General features: G+C 71.4%; 17 protein-coding genes and 1 tRNA gene. 4 read left to right on the top strand and 14 right to left on the bottom strand.

Going from position 1 to position 22999, the window contains the following annotated elements:
- Positions 1-86: 86 nt before the first annotated feature.
- The 6 genes from KV394_RS11350 to KV394_RS11325 all read right to left on the bottom strand — a co-directional run bounded on the left by KV394_RS11350 (position 87) and on the right by KV394_RS11325 (position 5979).
- Positions 87-1541 carry an LCP family protein gene (locus KV394_RS11350; protein ID WP_136029939.1) on the bottom strand — a complete coding sequence of 485 codons (1455 nt, stop codon included), beginning with the start codon at positions 1539-1541 and terminating at the stop codon, positions 87-89.
- A complete protein-coding gene (gene purE, locus KV394_RS11345) occupies positions 1538-2005 on the bottom strand; it encodes a 5-(carboxyamino)imidazole ribonucleotide mutase (protein WP_136029996.1) in 468 nt (155 codons plus the stop codon). The genes KV394_RS11350 and purE overlap by 4 nt, the downstream gene beginning before the upstream one ends.
- Before the next feature lie 124 nt (positions 2006-2129).
- Entirely contained in the window at positions 2130-3254 is a 1125-nt protein-coding gene (locus KV394_RS11340) for a 5-(carboxyamino)imidazole ribonucleotide synthase (RefSeq protein ID WP_247981483.1), read from the bottom strand.
- A gap of 61 nt (positions 3255-3315) precedes the next feature.
- Positions 3316-3870: a PH domain-containing protein gene (locus tag KV394_RS11335; protein ID WP_247981482.1), complete on the bottom strand. Its 555-nt coding sequence runs from the start codon at positions 3868-3870 to the stop codon at positions 3316-3318.
- 58 nt (positions 3871-3928) lie between these two features.
- Positions 3929-4699 (bottom strand): biotin--[acetyl-CoA-carboxylase] ligase, encoded by a 771-nt coding sequence (locus KV394_RS11330; protein ID WP_241115289.1) that lies wholly within the window; start codon positions 4697-4699, stop codon positions 3929-3931.
- Positions 4696-5979 (bottom strand): CDP-glycerol glycerophosphotransferase family protein, encoded by a 1284-nt coding sequence (locus KV394_RS11325; protein ID WP_136035935.1) that lies wholly within the window; start codon positions 5977-5979, stop codon positions 4696-4698. Before KV394_RS11325 ends, KV394_RS11330 begins: the two co-directional genes overlap by 4 nt.
- A gap of 148 nt (positions 5980-6127) precedes the next feature.
- Between KV394_RS11325 and KV394_RS11320 the strand changes: the two genes are divergently transcribed.
- A complete protein-coding gene (locus tag KV394_RS11320; protein WP_136030000.1) occupies positions 6128-7153 on the top strand; it encodes a glycosyltransferase family 2 protein in 1026 nt (341 codons plus the stop codon).
- A gap of 12 nt (positions 7154-7165) precedes the next feature.
- On the opposite strand, the gene KV394_RS11315 is transcribed toward KV394_RS11320, so the two are convergent.
- Genes KV394_RS11315 through KV394_RS11305 form a run of 3 tightly spaced genes read right to left on the bottom strand, consistent with a single transcriptional unit; the run spans position 7166 to position 11445 of the window.
- Positions 7166-8602: a CDP-glycerol glycerophosphotransferase family protein gene (locus KV394_RS11315; protein ID WP_247981481.1), complete on the bottom strand. Its 1437-nt coding sequence runs from the start codon at positions 8600-8602 to the stop codon at positions 7166-7168.
- Entirely contained in the window at positions 8599-9852 is a 1254-nt protein-coding gene (locus KV394_RS11310; protein WP_247981480.1) for a CDP-glycerol glycerophosphotransferase family protein, read from the bottom strand. Before KV394_RS11310 ends, KV394_RS11315 begins: the two co-directional genes overlap by 4 nt.
- Positions 9853-9903: 51 nt before the next feature.
- Positions 9904-11445, bottom strand: coding sequence for a S1C family serine protease (locus KV394_RS11305; RefSeq protein WP_247981479.1), 1542 nt, complete (start codon positions 11443-11445; stop codon positions 9904-9906).
- Positions 11446-11542: 97 nt separating this feature from the next.
- On the opposite strand from KV394_RS11305, the gene KV394_RS11300 reads away from it, so the two are divergent.
- Entirely contained in the window at positions 11543-12739 is a 1197-nt protein-coding gene (locus KV394_RS11300; RefSeq protein ID WP_247981478.1) for an aminotransferase class I/II-fold pyridoxal phosphate-dependent enzyme, read from the top strand.
- Positions 12740-12748: 9 nt separating this feature from the next.
- On the opposite strand, the gene KV394_RS11295 is transcribed toward KV394_RS11300, so the two are convergent.
- Positions 12749-13555, bottom strand: coding sequence for a carbon-nitrogen hydrolase family protein (locus KV394_RS11295; RefSeq protein ID WP_136044825.1), 807 nt, complete (start codon positions 13553-13555; stop codon positions 12749-12751).
- Positions 13556-13635: 80 nt separating this feature from the next.
- Between KV394_RS11295 and KV394_RS11290 the strand changes: the two genes are divergently transcribed.
- A tRNA-Met gene (locus tag KV394_RS11290) sits at positions 13636-13709 on the top strand.
- Positions 13710-13855: 146 nt separating this feature from the next.
- Here KV394_RS11290 and KV394_RS11285 read toward each other — a convergent pair.
- Both KV394_RS11285 and KV394_RS11280 read right to left on the bottom strand, forming a co-directional pair.
- Positions 13856-16777 (bottom strand): UPF0182 family membrane protein, encoded by a 2922-nt coding sequence (locus KV394_RS11285; protein ID WP_247981477.1) that lies wholly within the window; start codon positions 16775-16777, stop codon positions 13856-13858.
- A gap of 81 nt (positions 16778-16858) precedes the next feature.
- Positions 16859-17950 (bottom strand): YlbL family protein, encoded by a 1092-nt coding sequence (locus tag KV394_RS11280; RefSeq protein WP_136035596.1) that lies wholly within the window; start codon positions 17948-17950, stop codon positions 16859-16861.
- Between the two features lie 118 nt (positions 17951-18068).
- On the opposite strand from KV394_RS11280, the gene KV394_RS11275 reads away from it, so the two are divergent.
- Positions 18069-19502, top strand: a complete 1434-nt coding sequence (locus KV394_RS11275) for a zinc-dependent metalloprotease (protein WP_247981476.1) — start codon at positions 18069-18071, stop codon at positions 19500-19502.
- An 822-nt stretch (positions 19503-20324) separates the two neighbouring features.
- Here KV394_RS11275 and KV394_RS11270 read toward each other — a convergent pair.
- Positions 20325-22046, bottom strand: a complete 1722-nt coding sequence (locus KV394_RS11270; RefSeq protein ID WP_247981475.1) for an ATP-dependent helicase — start codon at positions 22044-22046, stop codon at positions 20325-20327.
- Positions 22043-22924, bottom strand: coding sequence for an NAD(+) diphosphatase (nudC, locus tag KV394_RS11265; protein ID WP_206251503.1), 882 nt, complete (start codon positions 22922-22924; stop codon positions 22043-22045). The genes KV394_RS11270 and nudC overlap by 4 nt, the downstream gene beginning before the upstream one ends.
- Positions 22925-22999 lie beyond the last annotated feature (75 nt).

Here is a 22999-nt window from a genome sequence, read left to right as displayed (position 1 = left end):
GTGCTGCACCGGACGCCCACGGGCGACGACCCTCGGGAGCGTCGCCCGTGGGCTGCGCCATGCCCACGCGGAGCGGGCCCCCTCCGTCAGGGGCTGGGCGTGGGGGTCGACGTCGGCGGGTGCAGCGCCTGCTGGATCATCTGGTGGATGTACCCGTAGTCGGGGTTGTGCTCGTCCACGCCCGAATCCGGGGTCAGCTCGATCGTCGTGACCTGCTGCTCCTTCGCCTTGAGCATCAGATCGAAGAACTCCGGAAGCTTGTCCTGGGGCAGATCGGTGCTGATCAACGCCGTGCCGGCCGCGGCGACCTCGTTGAACCGCGTCAGCACGGTCTGCGGCGTGAACTGAGCCAGGATCGCCTCCTGAAGTTCCCGCTGCCGCTTCATGCGGTCCCAGTCGCTGGTCGTGTAGCGCGAGCGGGCGTACCACTGCGCCGTGTCGCCGTCCATGTGCTGCTGGCCCGGCTCGATCCAGCCGATCGCCCACTCGTTCACGTCCGTCCCGGTCCATCCCTCGGGCGGACCGCCCTTCGGGAGACGCTCGGTGACGTTGATATCGACCCCGCCCAGCGCGTCGACCAGGTCGGCGAAGCCGTGCATGTCGACGAACACGTAGTACGGGATCTCGATCCCGAGGACGCCCTCGGCGGCATCCTTCGTCGCTTCGATGCCCGGCTCGGAGCCCTGGGCGACCGCCTTCGGGTACAGCTCCGCTCCTCCGTCGTCCCGGCACACCTCTGCGGCGTAACGCACGTGGTTCATCCAGCCGTTCCACCCGCAGGTCGACGAGCTGTGCCCCTCGAATCCGTTCGGGTACTGCGCCTGCATGGGACTGCCGTCGCTGAACGGCGCATTCGGGAGCTCACGCGGAATGCCCGTGATCGTGACCGCACCGGTCTCGGCGTTCACCGACACGACCGAGATGCTGTCGAAACGCATGGAGTCGCGGCCGTCCCCGCTGTCCGCACCGAGCAGGAGGATGTTGTAGTAGCCGTCGCTCGGCGGGAGGCTCGGTCCACTCTGCCCGAAGATCGCCCCGACGGTTCCCCGCACGGATCCCACCGATGTCGCGGCGTAGCCGGCGGCGCCGCCGACCAGACCGAGGAGCACGAGCGCCACCACGGGGATCGCCAGCCGCGAGGGGTTGGGGACCTTGACCAGCCGCACGAGGCGCAGGGTGTCGAGGGTCAGCACGATCCACAGCACCACGTACGCCACCAGCAGCACCTGGACGATCGTCAGCACCACGGCGGAGAAGAACCCGCCGGCGACCGTGAGCCACAGGAGGACCGGTCGGGCGAACAGGGCGAGACCGACGGTCACGATCACCAGCAGCCAGGCCGTGAGCGTGGCGCCGAGACCGAACCGACCGAGACGGCGGTTGCCCGCCAGCACCTGAGCGGACCCCGGAAGAAGAAGGTTCATCGCGATGAGCCACCACCCGCGTTTCGACATCATCCCGGGGTCGGTGGAGTCCGGGTGCCGCAGCGGCCGGGTCTCGATGATCGGGCGCTGTCGTGCGCGCGGAGGCGCAAGGGTCACAGCGAGTCCTTCAGCCGTTCGTTCTTCGCCGCGACCTGCGACTCGAGATCGGCGGCGTAGGCCTCGACCCGGTCGGCGAGCTCCGCGTCGGCGGCGCCGAGGATGCGGGCGGCCAGGAGGCCGGCGTTGCGGGCCCCGCCGATCGAGACGGTCGCCACGGGGATCCCCGCCGGCATCTGCACGATCGACAGCAACGAGTCCATGCCGTCGAGGTACGCGAGCGGCACGGGAACACCGACCACGGGCAGCGGCGTCATCGACGCGAGCATCCCGGGCAGGTGAGCCGCTCCGCCGGCCCCCGCGATGATCACGCGGAGCCCTCGCGCGCGGGCCTCCCGCGCATACGACATGAGCTTGTCGGGGGTGCGGTGCGCCGAGACCACCTCGACCTCGTGCGGGATCCCGAAGTCCGTCAGGGCCTGCGAGGCGTCACTCATGACGCGCCAGTCGGAGTCGGACCCCATGACGACGCCGACCACGGGCGCAGCGGAGGAGTGAAGTGGCTCTGTCACCAGAACAGGCTACGGGCTCGCGCTGGGAGAACACCCCAGCGGCACGCGGCTGCGTCCAGGTCCCGTCCGCCTCGCGTCACGCGAAGTGCGCGGCGGCCGCCCGAGCGACGTACACCGCGTCGTCCAGGTCCTCCCCGGCGACGTTGACGTGTCCGACCTTGCGACCCGGACGCGGCGCCTTGCCGTACGTGTGGATCTTGGCGCCGGGGTGCTCCGCCATCGCCGACGCGAACCGCTCGTCGAGCGTGGCACCGATCGGGCCGCCGAGGATGTTCACCATCACCGACCACGACGCGCGAGGAGCGGTGCTGCCCAGCGGCAGGTCGGCGACCGCGCGCAGGTGCTGCTCGAACTGTCCGGTCACGGCGCCGTCCTGGCTCCAGTGCCCGCTGTTGTGCGGACGCATGGCCAGTTCGTTGACGAGGATGCGCTCGTCGTCGGTCTCGAACAGCTCGACCGCGAGCATGCCGGTGACGCCGAGACCCTCCGCGATGGTGCGTCCGATCCCCTCCGCCACCTCGACCAGCCGATCGCCGGCGGCCGGGGCGGGCGCGATGACCTCGGCGCACACCCCATCGCGCTGGACGGTCTCGACCACGGGGTACGCGATCATCTCTCCCCCGCTGCGCCGGGCGACCTGCTGGGCGAGCTCGCGGACGAACGGCACGAGCTCCTCGGCGAGCAGTGCCTCCCCCTCACCGAGGGCGCCCAGCCAGTCCCGTGCGTCGTCGGCGGAGCGGACGACGCGCACGCCCTTGCCGTCGTAGCCGCCCCGCGGGGTCTTGACCACGGCCGCGCCACCCTGGGCGTCGAGGAAGGACTGCAGCTCGGCGACGCTCCGCACCGCTGCCCACTCGGGCTGCGGCACCCCGAGGTCGGCGAGACGGGCACGCATCGCGAGCTTGTCCTGGGCGAACTGGAGCGCATCGGGCCCCGGGTGCACCGCAACGCCGTCGGCGACGAGGGCCCGCAGCACGTCCTGCGGCACGTGCTCGTGATCGAAGGTGATGACGTCGACGCCCTCGGCGAACGCGCGGACCGTCGCGAGGTCGCGGTAGTCGCCGACGGCCGTGGCCGCGAGCCCGGCGGACATGCCCTCGTCCTCCGCGAGCACCCGCAGGTCGATCCCGAGTTCGACCGCCGGAGCGATCATCATCCGTGCCAGCTGTCCTCCGCCGATCACGCCAACGCGCAACGCCATGTGCCGCCTCCATTCGTTGGTCCCATTCTTCCGCACTCGAGGGCGCGCGAGGGACCGCGGGTCAGAGGGCGTCGGTGTCGTCGGCGGTGGCCTGTGCGTCGCGGTGCGCGAGGATCTGCCCGACCTCGATCTGGTCCGCCAGCGTCTCGTGCACCAGGGTCACGTTCGGGACGTTCGGCAGCCGCAGCGGAGCGTCGACGCCGTTGGACAGCGTCACGGTGCCGCACCCCCACAGGCGCTGGAGCGGTCCGCGGCGCACCCCGATCGTGTACCCACGCGCGTGCGACATCTCCCTGCGCTGCCGGGAACCGATGCCCTGATGCGCGATCACCCGTCGCGTCGTGATGGTGGTGGCGCGCGAGTACCAGACGACGAAGGGGACCACGACCGCGAGCAGGACCACGGCGCCGGCTGCGGCGAGCAGCATCCAGTTCTCGAACCCGGCCGGCAGGTTGTCGTACAGGTAGGCAGTGAGCCCGAACGTCGCGATGAGCACCACTGCGGACCAGAACAGGCGTCGCGCGTGGCTGCGGAAGCGCGCAATCAGCAGCTCTTCGGCGGGGGCCCCGGGCGGCGGCATCAGCGGCCGCCCGCCGAGCGTCACGGGCTGGGTCACCCCACCATTGTGCCCCGGGAGACCGACAACGCCGGTCGCCGGGCGGCGTGTCCCCGCGTCACGCGGGCCGCACGTGCACCACGTCGCCCGCGGAGACCGCGCGCGTCGCGCCGTCGGCGACCACGAGCAGCCGCCCGTCCGGGTCGAGGGCGCCGGCGGTTCCTTCGAGCGAGCTGCCGTCGGGCAACGAGACGCGCACCGCCTGGCCGACGGTCGCACAGCGCGCCGTCACCGCGGCGTGCAGGCCACTGGTGAGGGCGTCCTCCCCCGCGGCGAGCGCCGTCAGCCACTGGTCGAGCCCCGTGAGGTAGGTGACGAGCAGCAGGTCCTCGTCGACGGCGGCGTCCTGCGCTGCGAACGAGGTGGCTGTCGGCACCGGCAGCTGCTCCCGCGACATGCGCGTGTTCACCCCTGCGCCGACCACCACGGCGTCGGCCGTCGCCTCCGCCAGGATCCCGGAGATCTTCGCACCGTCGACCAGCACGTCATTGGGCCACTTCACGGCGACCTCGCAGGCGGGCAGCTGTGCGGCGACCGCATCGGCCAGTGCGAGCCCGGCGGCGAGCGGGATCCAGCCGCGAACAGCCGGATCACGGGGAAGGTCACGGAGGAGCACCGAGACCGCGAGCGCGGTACCGGCCGGCGCGACCCAGGTGCGATCCAGGCGTCCGCGCCCCGCCGTCTGATCCTCCGTGACGAGCACGGACAGGTGCGGCCAGGCCCGCTGATCGGCCGCGGAAGCGCGCAGGTCGGCATTCGTCGAGCCGGTGGCCTCGACGACCACGAGTCGGGAGGCGACTGCGGCGGTGCGCGGCAGATCGAGGCTCATGCGTCCTCGTCCTCGGCTTCCTCGTCGTCGTCGTTCTGATCGTCGCGCACGGTTCCCACCTCGTGGGCGCGCCAGCGATCCCACTCCTGCATGAGCTGTTCGATCGCCCCGTGGAACTTCGCGGTCGCGACTCCGGGGGTGGTGTCGCCGAAGTAGTGCTGCACCCACATGCGCAGCCGCGCGACGGCCGCCTCGTCGGCCCGCACCCGGTCGACCTCGGAGACGATGTCAGTCGCACCCTCGACCGTCAGCCACTCGCAATCGGAGAGGTAGCCGGTGGTGTCGACGGCGGCCTCCGGGTCGACGGGGCGGGTGATCATCAGCGGCTTGCCGGCTGCGAGCCGGTCGTAGACCATCGCGGAGATGTCGACCACCGCGACATCGGCCGCCGCGAGCTGCCACCCCAGCTCGGGACCGTCGTCGTACACGTGCTGCGCGGCTGGATCGGCCGCGTTGGCGGCGGCGATCGCCGCGAGGATCCGGCGGTGCGCGGCACCGTAGGCCTCGTCCACTACACCGCTGCGCGGATGGGGCCGGTAGATCACACGATGACGGCCGCTCGCGAGCAGCGCCGACACGAGCGCCTCGCCGTGGGAGGCGATCGACCCGTAGTGGGCGCTCGGCCGGTCGCCCTCCCACGTCGGCGCGTAGAGCACCACGATCCTGTCGTCGGGTGCGTAGGGCAGCACGCCCGAGTAGTGGTCGGCCTGCGGGCGGCCGATCTCGATCGTGCGACGGTCCACGTCGTAGTCCCACAGCGTGCGCGACAGCCGGTCGCGGGCGGCCTGCCCTGCCACGAACGCCCAGTCGTACGCCTTGTATTGATTCGTGGTCATGTACATCTTGTCGGACTCGCCGTGGTTGATGAACACGTGCCAGCGGCGACCGTAGCGGAACATCTGGAAGTTCCGGGTGTTCTGGTTGACGTACAGCACGATGCGGATGTCCTGCGTCGCGATGAAACGCTCCAGATCGCGCACCTTCGGGACGAACGCGACGGGAGGCGCATCTTCGTCGAGCAGCTTCTCGGCTCCTGTCGCCTGGCGCGAGAGCACCACGACGGGCCAGCGCTTCGAGAGCTCCGCGAGGGGTCGGTACCACTGGCGCATCTGGTACATGTTGACCGCACCGTCGGCGAAGTACACCGCGATCTGGAAGTGCTCGGGCGGGTAGGGTTCCCGTTCGGCGAGCCGACGGCGCACGCGCTGCACGGCAGAGCGGGACTCGAGTGCCCGTCGCAGCAGACGGTAGGCCTTCTTCGCATCAGACAGTGCACCCATCCCTCCAGGATAGTTCGTCGCTCGCGCCCCTCCCGGCGGAGGGACGCGAGCGGTGGACAGCCCTCAGCCAGCGAGGGAGCCGCCGTGACATGATCGACGTGTGCCCCCAGAGAAGACGACCGACCCCGCGACCGGAGTGTCGTTCGTGATGCCGGTGCTCAACGAGCGCGCCTACCTTCGGCACGCGGTCGAGTCCGTCCTCGCGCAGGAGGTCGGGGGTCCGACCGAGCTGGTCCTCGCTCTCGGGCCCTCCTCCGACGGCACGACCGAGCTTGCACGCGGTCTGGCCGCCGCCGACGACCGCATCCGGCTCGTCGAGAACCCCGCCGCCCACATCCCGGTCGGGCTCAACGCCGCCATCCGCGCAAGCCGCTACCCCACGATCGTTCGGGTCGACGCGCACTCCGAACTCGCCCCCGGCTACGCGGCCCACGCCCTGCAGACGCTCGCACGCACGGGAGCGGCGAACGTGGGCGGCGTCATGCACGCGGAGGGCCGCACGCCGTTCCAGAAGGCCGTCGCCCGGCTCTACAACTCCCCCGTCGGACTCGGCGGAGGCGCGTACCACGGAGGCCGCACCGAGGGCGAGGCCGAGTCGGCCTACCTCGGGGTGATGCGCCGCGCGGTGCTCGACGAGGTCGGCCTGTTCGACGAGACCATCCGCCGCGGCGAGGACTGGGAGCTCAACCTGCGCATCCGGCAGGCGGGCCACGCGGTCTGGTTCGACCCGGAGCTGTCCGTCACCTACTGGCCGCGCGAGAACTGGCTGCGCCTGGCGCGACAGTTCCGGGCGACCGGGGCGTGGCGTGGGGAGCTCGTCCGGCGGTTCGGCCGCAGCAACGGCCTCCGCTACTTCGCGCCGCCCGCCCTCGTGCTGCTCGTGGTGCTGGCGGTGGTCGTCGGCGTGCTGCAGCTCACGGGCGTGCTCGGCGGGGTGGCGTCGATCCTGGCGTCCGTGCTCGTCTACGGTCCGATCGTCCTGTACGTCCTGCTCGTGGTGGCCGTCGCCTGTGCGCGCGGCGGCGGAGACCTGCGGCAACGGCTGTGGACTCTCGCGGTGCTGCCCACCATGCACCTGTCCTGGGGGCTCGGGTTCCTGACCGGCGTGCTGCGCGGTGCCAGAGACACGGTGGACGCCTCGCGCCTGGGCAGCCGCAACACGCCGCTGCCCTGACCTGCGGGGTGATCAGCGGGTCACGAACCCCAGGTCGAGGATGCGGTCGACGACCCGTCGCGCCGCGTGCCCGTCGTCGCGCGTGTTGAACTGCCGACGCCACGCCGCATAGCGCTCCGCGTACCTCTGCTCGTGCTCGGGATCGTCGAGCGCAGCCACCAGCTCGTCCTGCGTGCGCACCAGCGGACCGGGAGCCCGCTCGGCGAGGTCGAAGTAGAACCCGCGCAGCTGCCCGCGGTAGTGGTCGAGGTCGGGGACCAGGAAGTAGAGCGGCTTGCCGGTCACGCTGAAGTCGAACATCACGGACGAGTAGTCGGTAACGAGGGCGTCGGCGGCGAGCAGCAACTGGGATGTCTCCGGGTAGCCCGTGACATCGATCACACGGGCCCCTGCCCTGTCCCTCCCCTGCTCGAGCGTGCGGGAGTGCCCGCGGACGAGCACCACCGCGTTCGCCTGACGGGCGAGGAGCTCGGGGTCGACGAAGTCGACCATCTCCGCGCGGTCGTCACGCCAGGTGGGCGCGTACAGCAGCACGCGCTCCTCGTCGCCGATGCCGAGCGCCGCACGCACCGCCGCAGGGTCGCCCGTGATCAGCGCGTCGTTGCGGGGGTAGCCGTCGACCCAGATCGGACGACCGAAGAACGCGTAGGCCTTGCGGAGGATGCGCTCGGCGTAGGTGTTCTGCGCCAGCAGCACGTCCCACCGCCTGGACTCCTTCACCACGGCCGCCATGCGGCGCGGGTCGAAGCCGGGGCGGTGCAGGGCGAGCCGCTTGAGCGGGGTGCCGTGCCACGTCTGCAGCACCTTCTGTCCCGGCTTGCGCGCGAACCGTCGGCGCAGCCAGTCGTTCACGATCAGCAGACGTGCGGCACCGCGGGCACGCCACCACTCCGGGCTGCCCTCCACCACCGCGATCGCACCATCGGGCACGGCGACCGACAGATCGACCACGCTCCAGTAGCGCCGCACCTCCGGTGCCCGCTGCGCGAGCTCGCGGTCGATGGCCCGCGGGTTGCAGCCGACGCTGCGGCCGTAGAAGCTCTCGAAGAACACCGCGTTCTCGGTGCCGCCGGCCTGCGACACGTAGCGCTCCTCGAGCGTCGATCGCCCCTCCGGGGTGTCGTACACCGGATCGACCGGCGCCGCGATGCGCACCGTGGCGCCGTCGACCGCGATCCGCACGCCGCGCAGGACGACGGGAGCGATGCGGAGTTCCGTCACATCCACGCCCTCGATCGACAGCGCGTACTCGCCCGACGGCAGCGGCAGCTCGGGCCCGCCCCACCGCGACGCCCGCAGCGGGAACGTCGCCTTCCACGTCTTGCCGCCACCGGTCAGGCGGGCGGACACCCGCGCCCGCGGTCCTGCGAGCTCGGCGATACCGGGTCGCTGGCCGGGCCCGGCGATGATCAGCGCCTCCGCCTCGACATCGATGCGGGCCGTCGTCATGCTGCTCCCTTCGGCGCGGGCACACCCCGCGAGCGGATCGCCCGGTAGACGCGACGGGTGTTCTCCCCGTCGCGGAACGCGTGCATCTCCGCGCTGAGCGTAGCGGACCGCGTCGCGGCATCGGCGAAGGCGGCGGGATCCCCCAGGAGCGCGTCGAGCTCCGACAGCAGCGCCTGCCATCCCTCGGCCGCACCGGTCGTGGCGACATCCGCGTAGCGTCCATAGAAGCCCCGGGTGCGGGCGTACTCCTCCGCGTCGGGCGCCAGGAACGCGACCGGCATGCGCAGCAGTCCGACGTCGTACGCCAGCGACGAGTAGTCCGTGACCAGCACGTCGACCGCGGCGAGAGCCGGTGTCACATCGGGGAGCACCGCGCTCGGCAACATCCGGACCCTGGCGGTCGGCAGGGGCGGCGCGTAGGAGCCGGCGCCCAGGGGGTGCGACCGCACCAGGAGCACAGCATCGTGGCGCTCCAGCAGCCGCACGACCTCGATCCACTCTTGAGCGGTCGGGACGGACGGATCGGGAGCGCCGTCACGCCACGTCGGCGCATACAGCAGCATCCGCGCGGCGGGCGGCAACTCCCCCGCGGCACCGACCAGCACGGCGCGCGCCGCCGCGCGGCGTTCCGCCTCGGTGCCGGCGGACAGCACGTCCACGCGCGGCTCGCCGGTCACCACGACCCGGTCGTCGCCCAGTCCGAATGCCGACTCCAGGCGCCCGCGGGCCCGGTCGGACGCCGCGGGCAGCACACGGATGCGCTGCGCCGTTGCGCGGTAGAGCACCCCGATGAGGCGCCGCAGCAGCGGGGCACCCGGAACCGGCGGAACCTGTGTCGTCGCGGGCGAGTCGAGCCCGATGCGCTTGAGCGGGATGCCGTGCCACAGCTGCACCACGAACGCACCGCCGTTCGCGTACCGGTTCACATCACCGAGTCCGTGCGTGACCACGACGACTCCGGCCCGCGCGGTCGCCCACCAGCCGCGCAGCCCCGAGCGGGGAACGGTGCGGATGCCCAGCGCAGCGGCGTCGCGCGCCTCGCGGTCGTCGGCCGTGAGCCAGAGCGTGTCGTGACCGAGAGCGGCGGCGTGACGTTGGAGCGCAAGAGCTCCGTCGCCGATCCCGGCGCCGCAGCCGAAGACCCAGCGCCGGCCCCGGGGGACGAGCAGTGTGCCGAGGCGTCCGAGGGCGTACAGCGGGATGCGGAGCAACTTGGCCGCATTGCCGGTGCCGAAAGAGAAGGACGCCACCCCGCGAGCCTATCGCGCGAGGTGGCGTCCCTCCGTCCGGAGCAGGGTGCCTCAGCCGGCGAGCGTCCCGAGCGTCAGGTCGACGTCGTACTCCTTGCCGCCGCGCACGTACGTGACGGTGGCCTTGCTGCCCGCAGCCGCCGCGCGCACCTGCGCGGTGAGGTCGGTGGCGCCCGTGATGGGGACGCCGTTGAACTCGGTGACCACGTCATCGGCCTTCAGACCGGCGTCCGCCGCGGCGCCCCCGGGCGTGACGTCGGCGATGTACGCCCCGGACACCGTGGCTCCCTCAACACCCGAGGCGTCGCGGACCGAGGCGCCGAGCAGCCCGTGCGTGGCGGCACCGTCGGCGATGATCTCCTCGGACACGCGCTTGGCGATGTTCGAGGGGATCGCGAAGCCGATGCCGATCGATCCCGAGTCCTCGGAGTTGCCCGAGCTGGCGATCGCGACGTTGATCCCGATCAGCTCGCCCTTGCTGTTGACGAGCGCACCGCCGGAGTTGCCGTGGTTGATCGCGGCGTCCGTCTGGATCACGGCCACCGAGATGGAGTCCGTCGTCTGCTGGCCGCCGCTGCCCGGGATGTCGAACTGGAACGGGCCCTGGCCCTCCTGCGGCGACTGCTGCTCCGGCGCATCCTCGGACGAGGAGTCCGGCAGCGCCGACGAGGCGATCTGGATGCTGCGGTTCAGCGCGCTCACGATACCGGTCGTGACCGAGTTCGCCAGGCCGAGCGGGGCGCCGAGCGCGACCGCGGTGTCTCCGACGTTGAGCTTCGACGAGTCGGCGAACTCGATCGGGGTGAGGTCCTTCGCGTCGGTGAGCTTGATGACCGCGAGGTCGTAGATCGGGTCGGTGCCCACGACGGTGGCGTCGTAGATGCGGCCGTCCGATGCGGTCACCCGGATGGTCGGGTCGGCCACGGCACCGCCGAGCGTCACGACGTGCGTGTTGGTGAGCACGTAGCCGTCCTTGCTGATGATCACACCGGAGCCGCTGCCGGCCTCCTGCGATCCCGCGACCTCGATCGTGACGACGGAGGGGAGGGCGGCGGTGGCGACGGCCGTGGTCTCGTTGACCGATCCGGGGTTGTTCACGGTGACGGTCTGCGGGCCCTGCGCGGTGCCGGACGACGGGCGATCCTGCAGGCCCGTGAGAAGCGCACCGCCGCCGAACCCGGCGACACCTCCCACGAGGGCGGCCGCGACGACGAACGCGGCGATGCGCGTTCCTCCGCGGGACTTCTCCTTCGTCGCCGCGGGGGCGTTGCCGTCGGACGGCGCGTGGGCGCCGGAGGGTGCGGTGGCCGGGACGCCGAATGCGGCGCCCGGAGCGTTCGGGGTCGAGCCCGGCGCAGCGAGGCCGTGCGGAACCGGCGCGACGATCGGGGCGACCGGGGCGTGCGACGCGAACGTCGACGGCACCTCGTGTCCCTGCGCGGGCGCGGGCCCCGACGTGTGGTTCGCGTTCGGTGCGGTCGGGCCGGCGGCGGTCGAGTGCCCGTCGCCGGACGGGATCGGCGGGACGGGCGGGGTGGGCACGGCATCGTTCGACGCGGGTGCGGTGTGGTCCTGGGGGTTGTCTTCGTTCATGGTGTCTGCTCCTTCGACGCCCCTTCAGGATGGCGCGTGTGCCTGTGCGTTTCGTATGTCGAGCGTGAGTTTCGGCTATGGCCTTAGCCTGTTCTTCATGAGTGTCATACCTGGCGCATGGCAGCGCACGGCGGCCGGTGCGGGCCTGCTGTCCGCAGACGGGACCGTCGCGCCCACCATCTTCGCAGAGATGTCCGCCGCGGCGGCCAGAACCGGCGCGATCAACCTCGGCCAGGGCTTCCCCGACGAGGACGGGCCCGCGGAGGTGCTCGAGGCAGCGAGGGCGGCGATCGCCTCCGGCGCCAATCAGTACCCGCCGGGACGAGGCCTCCCCGACCTGCTCACCGCGATCTCCGAGCACCAGCGGCGGTTCTACGGTCTCGAGGTCGACCCGGACACCGAGGTCATCGTCACAGCAGGCGCGACCGAGGCGCTCACCGCGACGCTCTTGGCACTGATCGACGGCCCCGACGACGAGGTCGTGGTGTTCGAGCCGTACTACGACTCCTACGCCGCAGCGGTCGCCCTGGCCGGGGCCCGGCTGCGGACCGTCCCCCTGCGCGCGCCGGACTTCCAGCCCGATCTCGCACAGCTCGCCGCGACCGTCACCGACCGCACGCGCCTCATCCTCGTCAACGACCCTCACAATCCGACCGGAGCGGTGTTCGGCCCCGAGGTGCTGGCCGAGATCGTCCGGCTGGCTGAGCTCCACGACGCCGTCATCGTCACCGACGAGGTGTACGAGCATCTGACCTTCGACGGCCCCCACACGCCGATCGCGACCCTGCCCGGCGCGGCCGAGCGCACGCTGACCATCTCGTCCGCGGGCAAGACCTTCTCGGCCACGGGATGGAAGATCGGCTGGGTGCACGGACCTGCGGCGCTCATCACCGCCGTCCTGACCGTGAAGCAATACCTCACGTATGTGAACGGCTCACCGTTCCAGCCGGCTGTGGCACGGGGACTCCGCCTCGACGACGCGTTCTTCCGCGACGCCACCACCACGCTGGCCCACAAGCACGAGATCCTCGGGGACGGCCTGCGCGCCGCGGGCTTCGTGGTGCACGCGCCCCGCGGCGGCTACTTCACGGTGGCCGACGCCAGCGCACTAGGCGGGTCGGATGCCGCGGCGTTCTGCCGCACCCTCCCGGAGCGGGCGGGCGTCGTCGCGATTCCTCTCACGGCCTTCGTGTCGGCCGAGCATCGGGCCGACTACGCCGGACTCGTGCGTTTCGCCGCCTGCAAACGCACCGAGGTGCTCGAGGAGGCCGCCCGCCGCCTCGCCTCCGCCTGACGCGGGTCCTCAGCGCGGCACGACGTCGTAGCGGCGCAGGCGCAGCGCCGGGTTCACCTGCCGCACCCGCTCGACGGCCGAGCGCTCCACCACGCCGACCGCCATGCCGGGCGCGCTGCCCACTCCGGCCAGGACGACCCCCTGCGGATCCACGATCTGCGAATGCCCGACCCCGATCGGTGCCGGGTGATCGGCCGCCACCGCATAGACCGTGTTCTCGATCGCGCGCGCCGCGAGCAGCGTCGTCCAGTGATGCTCCTTGAGTGGACCGCGCACCCACTCCGCCGGGACGACCAGTGCGTCGACGCCCGCGACCGCCAGGAGCCGGGCGACCTCGGGGAACCGGAGGTCGTAACAGGTGAGCAGCCCGAAGCGCAGCCCCGCGACCTCGAACACCGCGGGCTCCGTCAGCTCGCCGGCCTCGATCCAGTCGGACTCGGTCTGACCGAAGGCGTCGTACAGGTGCTGCTTCCGGTAGACCGCGAGCACGCCGCTCCCGTCCACGGCCACGACGGCGTTGCGCACGTGCCCCTCGGTGGACGCCCGCTCCACGAGCCCGGCGACGATCACGACCGCGTACTCCCCCGCGAGAGCGGTGAGCGTGGACACGAAGTCGCCGTCGAGTGTCTCCGCGTGCGTGGCGAGACTCTCGTCGAGCGGGTCGACGAAGTAGCTCGCGTACTCGGGGAACACGACGAGCTTCGCACCACGCGCCGCCGCCTCGGCGGTGAGCGCCGCGATCGTGTCGCGGTTGTCCTCGCGGGAGGCGGTCGGGGCGAACTGGCACACGGCGACGGCGACGGCGGTCTCGGACATGGCCCCATCCTCTCGCACCCCCGGGACTCCCGCGCTCGATTCGACGACCCTCGGAATCCGTGATAAGTTACTTCTTGTGCCGCGGGGTGGAGCAGTTCGGTAGCTCGCCGGGCTCATAACCCGGAGGTCGCAGGTTCAAATCCTGTCCCCGCAACAAGAGAAGGCCCCTGATCAGGAGAAATCCGATCAGGGGCCTTCGCCTTTCCCTGCGCGCGCTGGCCCCGCCCGCCCTCTGTCCGTCCGGCGGATACGCGAATGGGCGCCCCCGCAGGGACGCCCATTCGTCTCAGCCTCTCAGGATCACTGCCCTGCGGCGCCCTCCAGCTCCAGAAGCTTCTCGACGGCCGCCGTGAGGCGCTTGTCGGCCTCACCGAACTTCTCGAGGTCACCCTCGGCCAGCGCCGCCTGCCGGTCGAGCAGGGCCTGCTGCGCAGCAGCCAGCGCGTCGGCCTGGGCGTCCGTCGGCGCGGTCGGCTCGGTCGGGGTCTCCCCCGTGTCCGGATCCGTCGTGCCCGGATCGGTGCCCGGATCCGTCGGTTCGACCTCGTCATCACCACCGGTGGCACCGGAGTCACCGCCGAACAGCGTGTCGAGCGCCTCGGTGAGCGTGTTCTCGAACGCGACCCGGTCGCCGAACGCGACCAGCACCTTCTGCAGACGCGGCAGCTGCGTGCCCTCCGACGACTGCACGTACACCGGCTGCACGTAGAGCAGACCGCCGCCGACGGGCAGCGTGAGCAGGTTGCCGTAGATCACCTCGGACTCCCCCTGCTGGAGGAGGTTCAGCTGGGGCACCACGGCGGTGTCCGAGTTGTAGGTGTTCTGCACCTGACCGGGGCCGGGCACCGTGGTGTCGGTGTCGATCTCGAGCATGCGCAACTGCCCGTACCCGTCGGCCTTCACGCCCTTCTCCGACCCGGCGTCCGAGTCCACCGCGAGGTAGCCCATCAGCACGTCTCGGCTGCCTCCCGCGCCCTGCGACGCCGGGATGAAGGTCGAGAACATCGAGAACCGGGGCTGGTCCTGACCGGGCATCTGCATCGTCAGGTAGTACGGCGGCTGCAGCATCGCCTCGCTGCGCGGGTCGTTCGGCGTCTGCCAGCGGTTGTCCTGCTGCGCGAACGAGCCGGCCTTGTCGACGTGGTAAATGCCGAGGATGTCGCGCTGCACCTTGAACAGGTCGGTCGGGTAGCGCACGTGGCTCATGAGCTCGCCCGACATGTCGCTGATCGGCTTGAGCGTCGACGGGTACACCTTCTGCCACGTCTGCAGCACCGGGTCCTCCTCGTCCCACGCGTAGAGCGTGACCGAGCCGTCGTAGGCGTCGACGGTGGCCTTGACCGAGTTGCGGATGTAGTTGATGTCGTCGATCGCGAGCGAGGGCGAGGTGACGTTCGAGTCGGCGATCGCGTCGGACAGGCTCACGCTCGTCGAGTAGGGGTACGTGGAGCTGGTGGTGTAGCCATCCACGATCCAGACGATGCGACCGTCCACGACGCTCGGGTACGGGTCGCTGTCGAGCTCGAGGTACGGAGCGACCTTCTGCACGCGCGTCTTCGGGTCGCGGTCGTACAGGATCTGCGACTCGTCGTTCACCAGGTTCGAGAACAGGATCTGCTCCGACTGGAACTTCAGCGCGTAGAGCAGCTTCGTGAACGTGTCGCCGATCTTCGGACCGCCGTCGCCGTCGAAGGTCGTCTTCGTCTCGCTCGAGCCGTCCTTGCCGCGCGGGTAATCGATCTCCGCCGGCTCGGAGCCCTCCGGGGCGCCGACGATGGAGTACTCCGGGGAGTTCTCGCCGAAGTAGACGCGCGGCTCGAAGTTCTCGCGGTCGGTCAGGAAGCCCGAGCTCGGGATGCCGCGCTCGAGGAACACCGGCTCACCGTCGCTCGTGCGCTGGTTGCCCGCCGCGGCCACGAGGCCGTAGCCGTGGGTGTAGACCGCGACGCGGTTGTTCCAGTTGTCGCCGTCGCCGAGGCCCGACATGTCGAGGTCGCGCACCGAGACCACCGTGTCCTGCATGACGCCGTCGATCTCATAGCGGTCGACGTCCATCGTGGTCTGGAACTGGTAGTAGCCGCGGTACTGCTCGAGCTGACGCACGGTCGGCGGGATGACCTTCGGGTCCATGATGCGGATCGACGCCGTGGTCTCGGCGTCGGCCCGCAGCTGGCCGGCCGCCGCATCGGTCTCGGCCTCGAAGGCGGTGGTCTCGAGGTTCGCGACCCCGTAGGCCTCCTTCGTGCCGTCGATGTTCCGCTGGTAGTACTCCGCCTGGTACGCGTTCTGGTTCGGCTTCACCTGGAAGGTGGTGACCACCCAGGGGTAGCCGACGCCCACGACCAGCGAGGCCACGATGAGCAGCGCCGTCGCGGCGAGCGGGAACCGCCAGCGCCCGATGACGGCCGTGACGAAGAAGAGGATCGCGACCACGGCGGCGATGATCGCGAGGATCGCCAGGCCGGGGATCGTCGCGTTCACACCGGTGTACGCGGCACCCGTGATGCGGTCGTCCGGCGTGACGAGGGTCTTGAAGCGGTCGAGCCAGAGGCTCGCGGCCTGCACCAGGAGATAGAGGCCGGCGATCACGGCGAGCTGGATGCGCGCCGGCTTGGAGATGCGCAGCTCGCCCTGGCCGATGCGCACGGAGCCGTACAGGTACGACACGAGCGCGGTGACCAGCAAGCTCAGCAGCAGCACGGCCGACACGAACGCGAGCAGGATCGAGTAGAACGGCATCGCGAACATGTAGAAGCCCGTGTCGACGCCGAACTGCGGGTCGACCGTGTCGGTGGCGACACCGTTCGCCCAGAGCCACACCGTCTTCCAGTTGCCCGCCGCCGCGAAGCCCGCGAACAGTCCGAAGAAGATAGGCATGCCCCACATGGCCAGGCGGCGCAGCGGCTCGATGACCTCCTGATAGCGGTCGAGCTGCGAGCTCAGACGCACGTAGACCGGGCGCAGACGGTAGGCCAGCTGGATGACGACGAACAGCGGGACCGCCATGCCGAGGAAGCCGACGACGAACATCACCGCCGTCGCGATCCACTGCGTGGTCAGCACGCCGGTGAACCCGACCTGGTCGAACCAGAGGAATTCGGTGTAGAGCGAAGCGAAGACGAAGAACGCCGCGATCAGCGCGGCGATGATCACCAGCGAGATGCCGAGGATTCGTCGAGAGGTTCGTGGCGTGGCCGGGTTCGGGGCTGAGGTCGAGGTCACCCCTCCATCCTAGGCACGGGCGGCTGTGCGCAGGCTGTCACGCCGGTCACGGCGACGTCACGGCGCGGAAGGCCACCCGGCTCAGGTGGCCGGGATCTCGCACGTCGGGAGTCCGCTCGTGTCCCCGCCGTCCGCGATGACGTCCAACGCCGCCAGCGACTCCTCCAGCGTCGCCGTCCGGATCACCTGCAGGCCATCGGGCACGTGCCCGACCACCTCGTCGCAGTTCGACGCCGGAGCCAGGAAGTAGTCGGCACCCGCGTCGCGCGCACCGTAGAGCTTCTGCCGGATGCCGCCGATGGGGCCGACGTCGCCCTCCGCGTCGATCGTGCCCGTTCCCGCGACGTCCTTGCCGCCGTTGAGCTCGCCGGGCGTGAGCGTGTCGATGATGCCCAGCGCGAACATCATGCCGGCGCTCGGGCCGCCCACGTTGTCGAGCTGGATGGTCACGTCGATCTCGAAGTCGTAGTCGGTGCGCAGGGTGATGCCGACCAGCCAGGTCGTGGTCCCGCCCTCCTCGTGCTTCTCGGGCGTCACCTCCACCACCTGCTCCGCGCCATCGCGCTGCACGGTGAGGGCGACGGGGTCGCCACCCGCATCCTGGATCGCCTCGCGCAACCGGGTGGCCGAGGTGACGGGCGTGCCGTCGACCGCGGTGATCACATCGTCGGGTTCCAGCAGCCCGTCGGCCGGCGAGTCCTCGACCGCGTCCACGACGACCACCTGCGCGCCGGTGTCGTAGCCGAGCTCGTTGAGCGCTGCAGCCGTGGCCTCGTGCTGCGAGTCGACCATGAGCGTCGCGTTGCGCTCGTCGCGCTGCTCCGTGGTCACCCCCTCCGGGAACACGGAGTCGAGCGGGACGACCGCCCGCGAGGAGTCGAGCCAGGCCAGCGCGAGCTCGAACCAACTGGGCGTGCGCTCGCGGTTGCCGACCACCTGCACCGTCGTGAGGTCCAGCGTGCCACCCGTCTCGTACGTCTCCGCACCCTCGACGCTGATCAGCGGCACCTGCTCGCCGTCGGCGTTCTTGGCGGTGCCGAGGGTGTCGTACACGGGACCGGGACGCTGGATCACGTACGGCGACGGCAGGAAGGTGAGCACCGCCAGGGCGGCGAGCGCGACGATCAGCGCCCAGACACCGAGTCCGAGCTTTCCTGCGCGCGGTCGTTCCACAGCATTCCTCCGTCGTTCGCGAGCGGCGTACAGCGATCTGCCCGCTCCGGGGTCACGCACTGAAACCTGTGACTAGCGTAGATGCCACGGCTACAGACGTGCTGAGAGGGCGAGCGACATGGCAGACAACGACCCGAACCCGGAGGACTTCCAGGAGTTCCTGCGCCGGATGCTCTCGAACCAGGGCGGCGGCGACATCGACCCGGAAGCGCTGCGGGACGCCTTCCAGGGCATGGACGGGTTCACGCTCGACCCCGCGATGATGCAGACGATCATGGCGCAGCTCCAGGGTGCGTTCGGCGGCGACCCGTGGGAGAACGCGCTGCGGCAGGCGCTGCACATCGCCAACCGCGAGGGCCAGGGCATCTCCGACGGCTCGCGCACCTCGATCGCGGATTCCTTCGCGCTCGCCACCCTCTGGCTCGGCGAGGCGACCACGATCTCCGAGCTCGCCGAGGCGCCCACCGCCATGACCCGCGGCGAGTGGGTCGAGAAGACGTTGCCGGTGTGGAAGGAGATCGCCGGCCCCGTGTCGACCAGCATCGCCGACGCGCTGACCTCGGCCCTGGACACGCAGGTGCCGGAGGAGATGCGCGGCGTGGTGCAGGGCGCGGGGCGGCTGATGCGCGGACTCGGCGGCTCGGTGTTCGCCGCGCAGTTCGGTCAGGTGCTGGGCAACCTGTCGCTCGAGGTCGTCTCGGGCGGTGACGTGGGGATCCCGGTGCTCCCCGCCGGCACCGCGGCCGTGATCCCGCAGAACCTGACCGCGTTCGGCGAGGGCCTGGAGATCCCGGAGGACCAGATCGCGCTGTACCTCGCGACGAGGGAGCTGGCGTACGCCCGGCTGTACCGGCACGCCAAGTGGCTGCACCTGCACGTGATGGCGCAGATCACCGACTTCGCCCGCGGCGTGACGGTGGACGTCGACGCCCTGGAGGACGTGGCGAGCCGGCTCGACCCCTCCGACCCGGAGGAGCTGCGCGCCGCGATCGAGGGCGGCGCGCTGCTGCCCACCCAGACCGAGGCCCAGCGCGAGGCGCTCGCGCGGCTGGAGAACCTCATCGCGACGATCGACGGATGGGTCGACGTGGTCACCGCGCAGGCGACCTCTCGGCTGCCGGACGGCGCGCGGATCGCGGAGGCCGCGCGACGTCGCCGCGCGGTCGGCGGCCCGGCGGAGGACGCCCTCGGCGCCCTGGTCGGGCTGAAGCTCCGCCCCCGGCGGATGAGGGAGGCCTCGGCGATGTGGCAGGCCGTGACTGACGCGGTCGGCGTGGCCGCGCGCGACTCCCTGTGGGACTACCCCGACCTCATGCCGAGCGCCGAGGACATCGACGACCCCACGGCTCTCATCGGGCGGCTCCAGGCCGCCGAGCGCGGCGAGCAGCCCGTGGCCGACGAGTTCGATGAGGCGCTCGCCCGTCTGCTCGACGGCGACGACTTCTCCGGCGAGGAGGAGGGGCGCGACTCGACCTCCGCCGACGGCACGGAGGAGCGCGACGACCGCGATCAGGACGGCGATGCGGCACCGGAGGGCGACCGCCCGGTCTGAGCCCGCCCGCCGTGGCGCGACCGTCGCGGCACTCCTCCTCCCCGAGCGCGGGCACCCGCCCGAGTTGTCCACCGATACGCACGCGTGCTCTCCGCGCACGGACGGTCCGCACGAGAATCGGACGGATGCCACTCACCCCGCCCACCCTCACCCGCCTCGACCCGGCGCGACCGCTGCTGTGGCGCGACGCCACCACGCTCCAACTCGGCGACGACGGGACCCTCCGCCTTCCCGCGGAGCAGTTCTGGGTGGAGCCGCTCCTCAGCCGTATGCGCCGCGGATTCCGGCGCAGCGCGTTCGACGTGATCGCCCATGCGGCGGGCGCCCCCTGGGACGACGCCCGCCGGCTGCTCGCCCTCGTCGACCCCGCACTCACCGACGACCCGTCCCCCCTCCGGGCCGCCTGGACGAGCAGCCTCGGTCTCACGGATCCGCGGGCCGAAGGACGACTGCGGGAGGCCCTGGCCGACGAAGGCGTTCCGGCGGGCGCTCCGGATCAGGCGGATGCCGTCGCGGTCGTGCTGGTACCGGGAGCGGCAGCGGCCGTGCAGTTCGCCGTGCACCTGCGCGAGGACCGCCCGCACCTGCCCCTGGCCTTCGAGCCGGGACGTGTGACCGTGGGCCCGCTGGTGATTCCTGGCGAGACGCCGTGTCTCAGCTGCCGCGACATCGAGGACACCGAGCGCGACCCCGCGTGGCCCCTCGTGCACAGTCAGCTGATCGGGCGCGACCCCGGGCGCATCCCCGCGTCGCGAGTCGGCGAAGCCGCTCGACTCACGGCCGTCCTGCTCGCCTCGTCCGACCCCGCCCGGCTCGTGCGGGTCAGCGCCGACGGGCGGCGCGTGTGGCGTTCGGTGTCGTTTCGCGCAGAATGCCTGTGCCGCGAGCCGTCGTCCCCATCTCGGCCAGGAACCGCGACGGTGCCCGCTCCCCTCGACCTGCCGATCGCGACCAGGAGATCTCCAGCGTTCGCGCGGCCCGCGTGACGCCCACATACGCCAGCCGCCTCTCCTCGTCGATCGCCTCGAACGTCGTGGCGTAGGAGATCGGCAGCGCGCCCTCCGCCCAGCCCGCGAGGTATACGTGCGGCCACTCGAGGCCCTTCGCCGCGTGCAGCGTGGACAGGGTCACGGTGCGCAGCGTCGGCTCGTGCTGGTCCTTCGCCCGCGCCATCAGCGCGTCACTGAACGACCGCAGCGTCTCGTCCGGTCCCGCCTCCTCCGCCAGGCGCAGGATCGCCCGGCGCGCCTCCCAGCCGTCGCGCTGCGCACCACCCGCGGCGGGCGGCTCCTGCGTCAGACCCAACTCCTTCAGCACGCGGCGGACACCGGGCAGGAAGCCATGCTCGGTCGGGGCCACGGCCGCGGCCCGCAGTGCGAGGATCGCCTGCCGCACCTCCGGCATCGCGAAGAACCGGGTGCCGCCGAGCACCGAGGTGGCGATACCCTCCGCGGCGAGCGCCTGCTGCAGCACGGCCGACTGGGCGTGGGCGCGGTACAGCACCGCGATCTCGGCGGGCGATGCTCCGGCCGCGATCCGGGCAGCGACACCGGCCGCGATGCCCGCCGCCTCGTCGGACTCCGAGTCGTACGCCGTGACGGTCGGGGCGTCCGCAGTGAACTGCTCGCGGGCCGGGACGAGCTCGAGTGCGCCGGGTCGACCCCGCATCAACGCATTGGCCGCCGTCAGGATGGGCTCCTGCGAGCGGTAGTTGGTCTCCAGTCGCACGACCGTGGCATCCGGGTGGCGGCGCTCGAACTCGAGCAGGAACCGCTGCTCGGCGCCCGCGAAGGAGTAGATCGTCTGGCTTGCGTCGCCCACCACGCAGATATCGCGGCGGTCGCCCAGCCACAGCTCGAGCAGTCGGTTCTGCAACGGGGAGACGTCCTGGAACTCGTCGACCGTGAAGTGGCGGTACTGCTCGTGCACCGAGGCCGCGACCCGCGGCTCCGCCTCGAGCATCCCGGCGCACGCGAGCAGCACATCCTCGAAGTCGAGCTGATGCCGCTCGTCCTTCAGCGCCTCGTAGCCGCGCATCAGCTCGACGAGCTGTCCCGCGTCGATCCCGCTGACGGGTCGGCCGAGCTCCGCGTACCGGTCGATCGACAGCATCGACACCTTGCGCCACTCGATCTCGGAGGCGATGTCACGCAGGGTCGCCGTGCTCGGTCGCAGGCGCAGCGCGTCGGCCGCCTGCCCGAGCATGCGCACCTTGTTGTCGATGATCGACGGCGCGGGCGAGCCAGCCAGCGTGGGCCAGAAGAAGTTCAACTGCGCGAGCGCCGCCGCATGGAACGTGCGAGCAGCGACACCCTCCACCCCCAGGGCACGAAGGCGTCCGCGCAGCTCGCCGGCCGCCTTCGCCGTGAACGTCACCGCCATCACGCGCGACGGCGAGTACGCGCCGGTGTCGACGCCGTGGGCGATGCGGTGCGTGATCACACGGGTCTTACCCGTCCCGGCCCCCGCGAGCACGGCGACGGGGCCCCGCAGGACGGAGGCCGCTGCCCGCTGCCGCTCGTCCAGGGCGTCGAGTGCGCTCACGCGCGCTCCTCGTACCACTGCACGATCAGGGCGCGCGCGATCGACGCGGGGCCGGGGAGACCGACCGGCCCCTCCCCCGCGAGCGCGGAACCGATCTCGTCGCGCGTGAACCAGCGCACGTCGATGATCTCCTCGCCGTCCGCGCGGGCGGCCGCCTCGTCCTCGACGACGGCCCGGAATCCGACCATGAGCGAGCGGGGGAACGGCCACGCCTGCGAGGAGACGTACCGCACGTCGGAGAGACGCACCCCCGACTCCTCCTCGATCTCCCGGTGCACCGTGGACTCGAGCGACTCGCCCGCCTCCGTGAAGCCCGCGAAGCACGAGTACATGCGGCCGCCCCAGTTGGCGTTTGCCCCGAGCAGCAGCCGTTCACCGTCGGCGCTCTCGACCGCGACGATCACCGCGGGATCCGTCCGGGGGAAGTGCTCGCGCCCGCACACCAGGCAGCGGCGCGACCAGCCGGCCTGACGCAGCTCGGTACCGCCGCCGCAGGTCGGGCAGAACGGCGCGTCGCGCAACCAGCCGGCGAGCGCGACGGCTCCCACCAGCACCTCCGACTCCCCGGCGTCGATGCGGCCCCCCAGGTCGCGCAGCCCGAGCCAGATCTCGTCCGGAGCAGCGTCGAGGGCGTCGGTCTCCGGCGGCGCGGCGGCCAGGAGCAGCACCGCGCCGTCGGCGTCGCGGCCGAGCAGCGCCCAGGTCGCCTCCCCCACGGCGTCGGGAGCGACGCGGACGAGGGCGGAGTCGAGCACGCGCACGCGGCCCTCGCGCACCACGATCACCCGTGACCGGGGATCGTCGCGCAGACGGTCGATCACGCCCGGCTCCTCACGGAGCTCCGCTGCGCGGTCGAAGAACGGACGCGGAATGCTCATCGACTCCCCCTTTCACGGGCGTGGCGGAGGCGGGACCGCCCCTGAGCCCACCTACCCTGGGGGCATGGGACGCTC

Source organism: Microbacterium sufflavum (assembly GCF_023101165.1).
In the GTDB taxonomy this organism is placed as follows: domain Bacteria; phylum Actinomycetota; class Actinomycetes; order Actinomycetales; family Microbacteriaceae; genus Microbacterium; species Microbacterium sufflavum.
The sequence above is the reverse complement of the archived record's forward strand: the minus strand, read 5'-3'. Positions and strand labels throughout refer to the sequence as shown.

Coding starts and splice junctions, on each gene's coding strand:
- KV394_RS11340 (WP_247981483.1), bottom strand. CDS start 3,254: ATGGCGTTGCGCGTTGGCGTGATCGGCGGAGGACAGCTGGCACGGATG.
- KV394_RS11275 (WP_247981476.1), top strand. CDS start 18,069: ATGGCAGACAACGACCCGAACCCGGAGGACTTCCAGGAGTTCCTGCGC.
- KV394_RS11320 (WP_136030000.1), top strand. CDS start 6,128: ATGCCGGTGCTCAACGAGCGCGCCTACCTTCGGCACGCGGTCGAGTCC.
- nudC (WP_206251503.1), bottom strand. CDS start 22,924: ATGAGCATTCCGCGTCCGTTCTTCGACCGCGCAGCGGAGCTCCGTGAG.
- purE (WP_136029996.1), bottom strand. CDS start 2,005: ATGGGGTCCGACTCCGACTGGCGCGTCATGAGTGACGCCTCGCAGGCC.
- KV394_RS11295 (WP_136044825.1), bottom strand. CDS start 13,555: ATGTCCGAGACCGCCGTCGCCGTCGCCGTGTGCCAGTTCGCCCCGACC.
- KV394_RS11300 (WP_247981478.1), top strand. CDS start 11,543: ATGAGTGTCATACCTGGCGCATGGCAGCGCACGGCGGCCGGTGCGGGC.
- KV394_RS11325 (WP_136035935.1), bottom strand. CDS start 5,979: ATGGGTGCACTGTCTGATGCGAAGAAGGCCTACCGTCTGCTGCGACGG.
- KV394_RS11305 (WP_247981479.1), bottom strand. CDS start 11,445: ATGAACGAAGACAACCCCCAGGACCACACCGCACCCGCGTCGAACGAT.
- KV394_RS11315 (WP_247981481.1), bottom strand. CDS start 8,602: ATGACGACGGCCCGCATCGATGTCGAGGCGGAGGCGCTGATCATCGCC.
- KV394_RS11330 (WP_241115289.1), bottom strand. CDS start 4,699: ATGAGCCTCGATCTGCCGCGCACCGCCGCAGTCGCCTCCCGACTCGTG.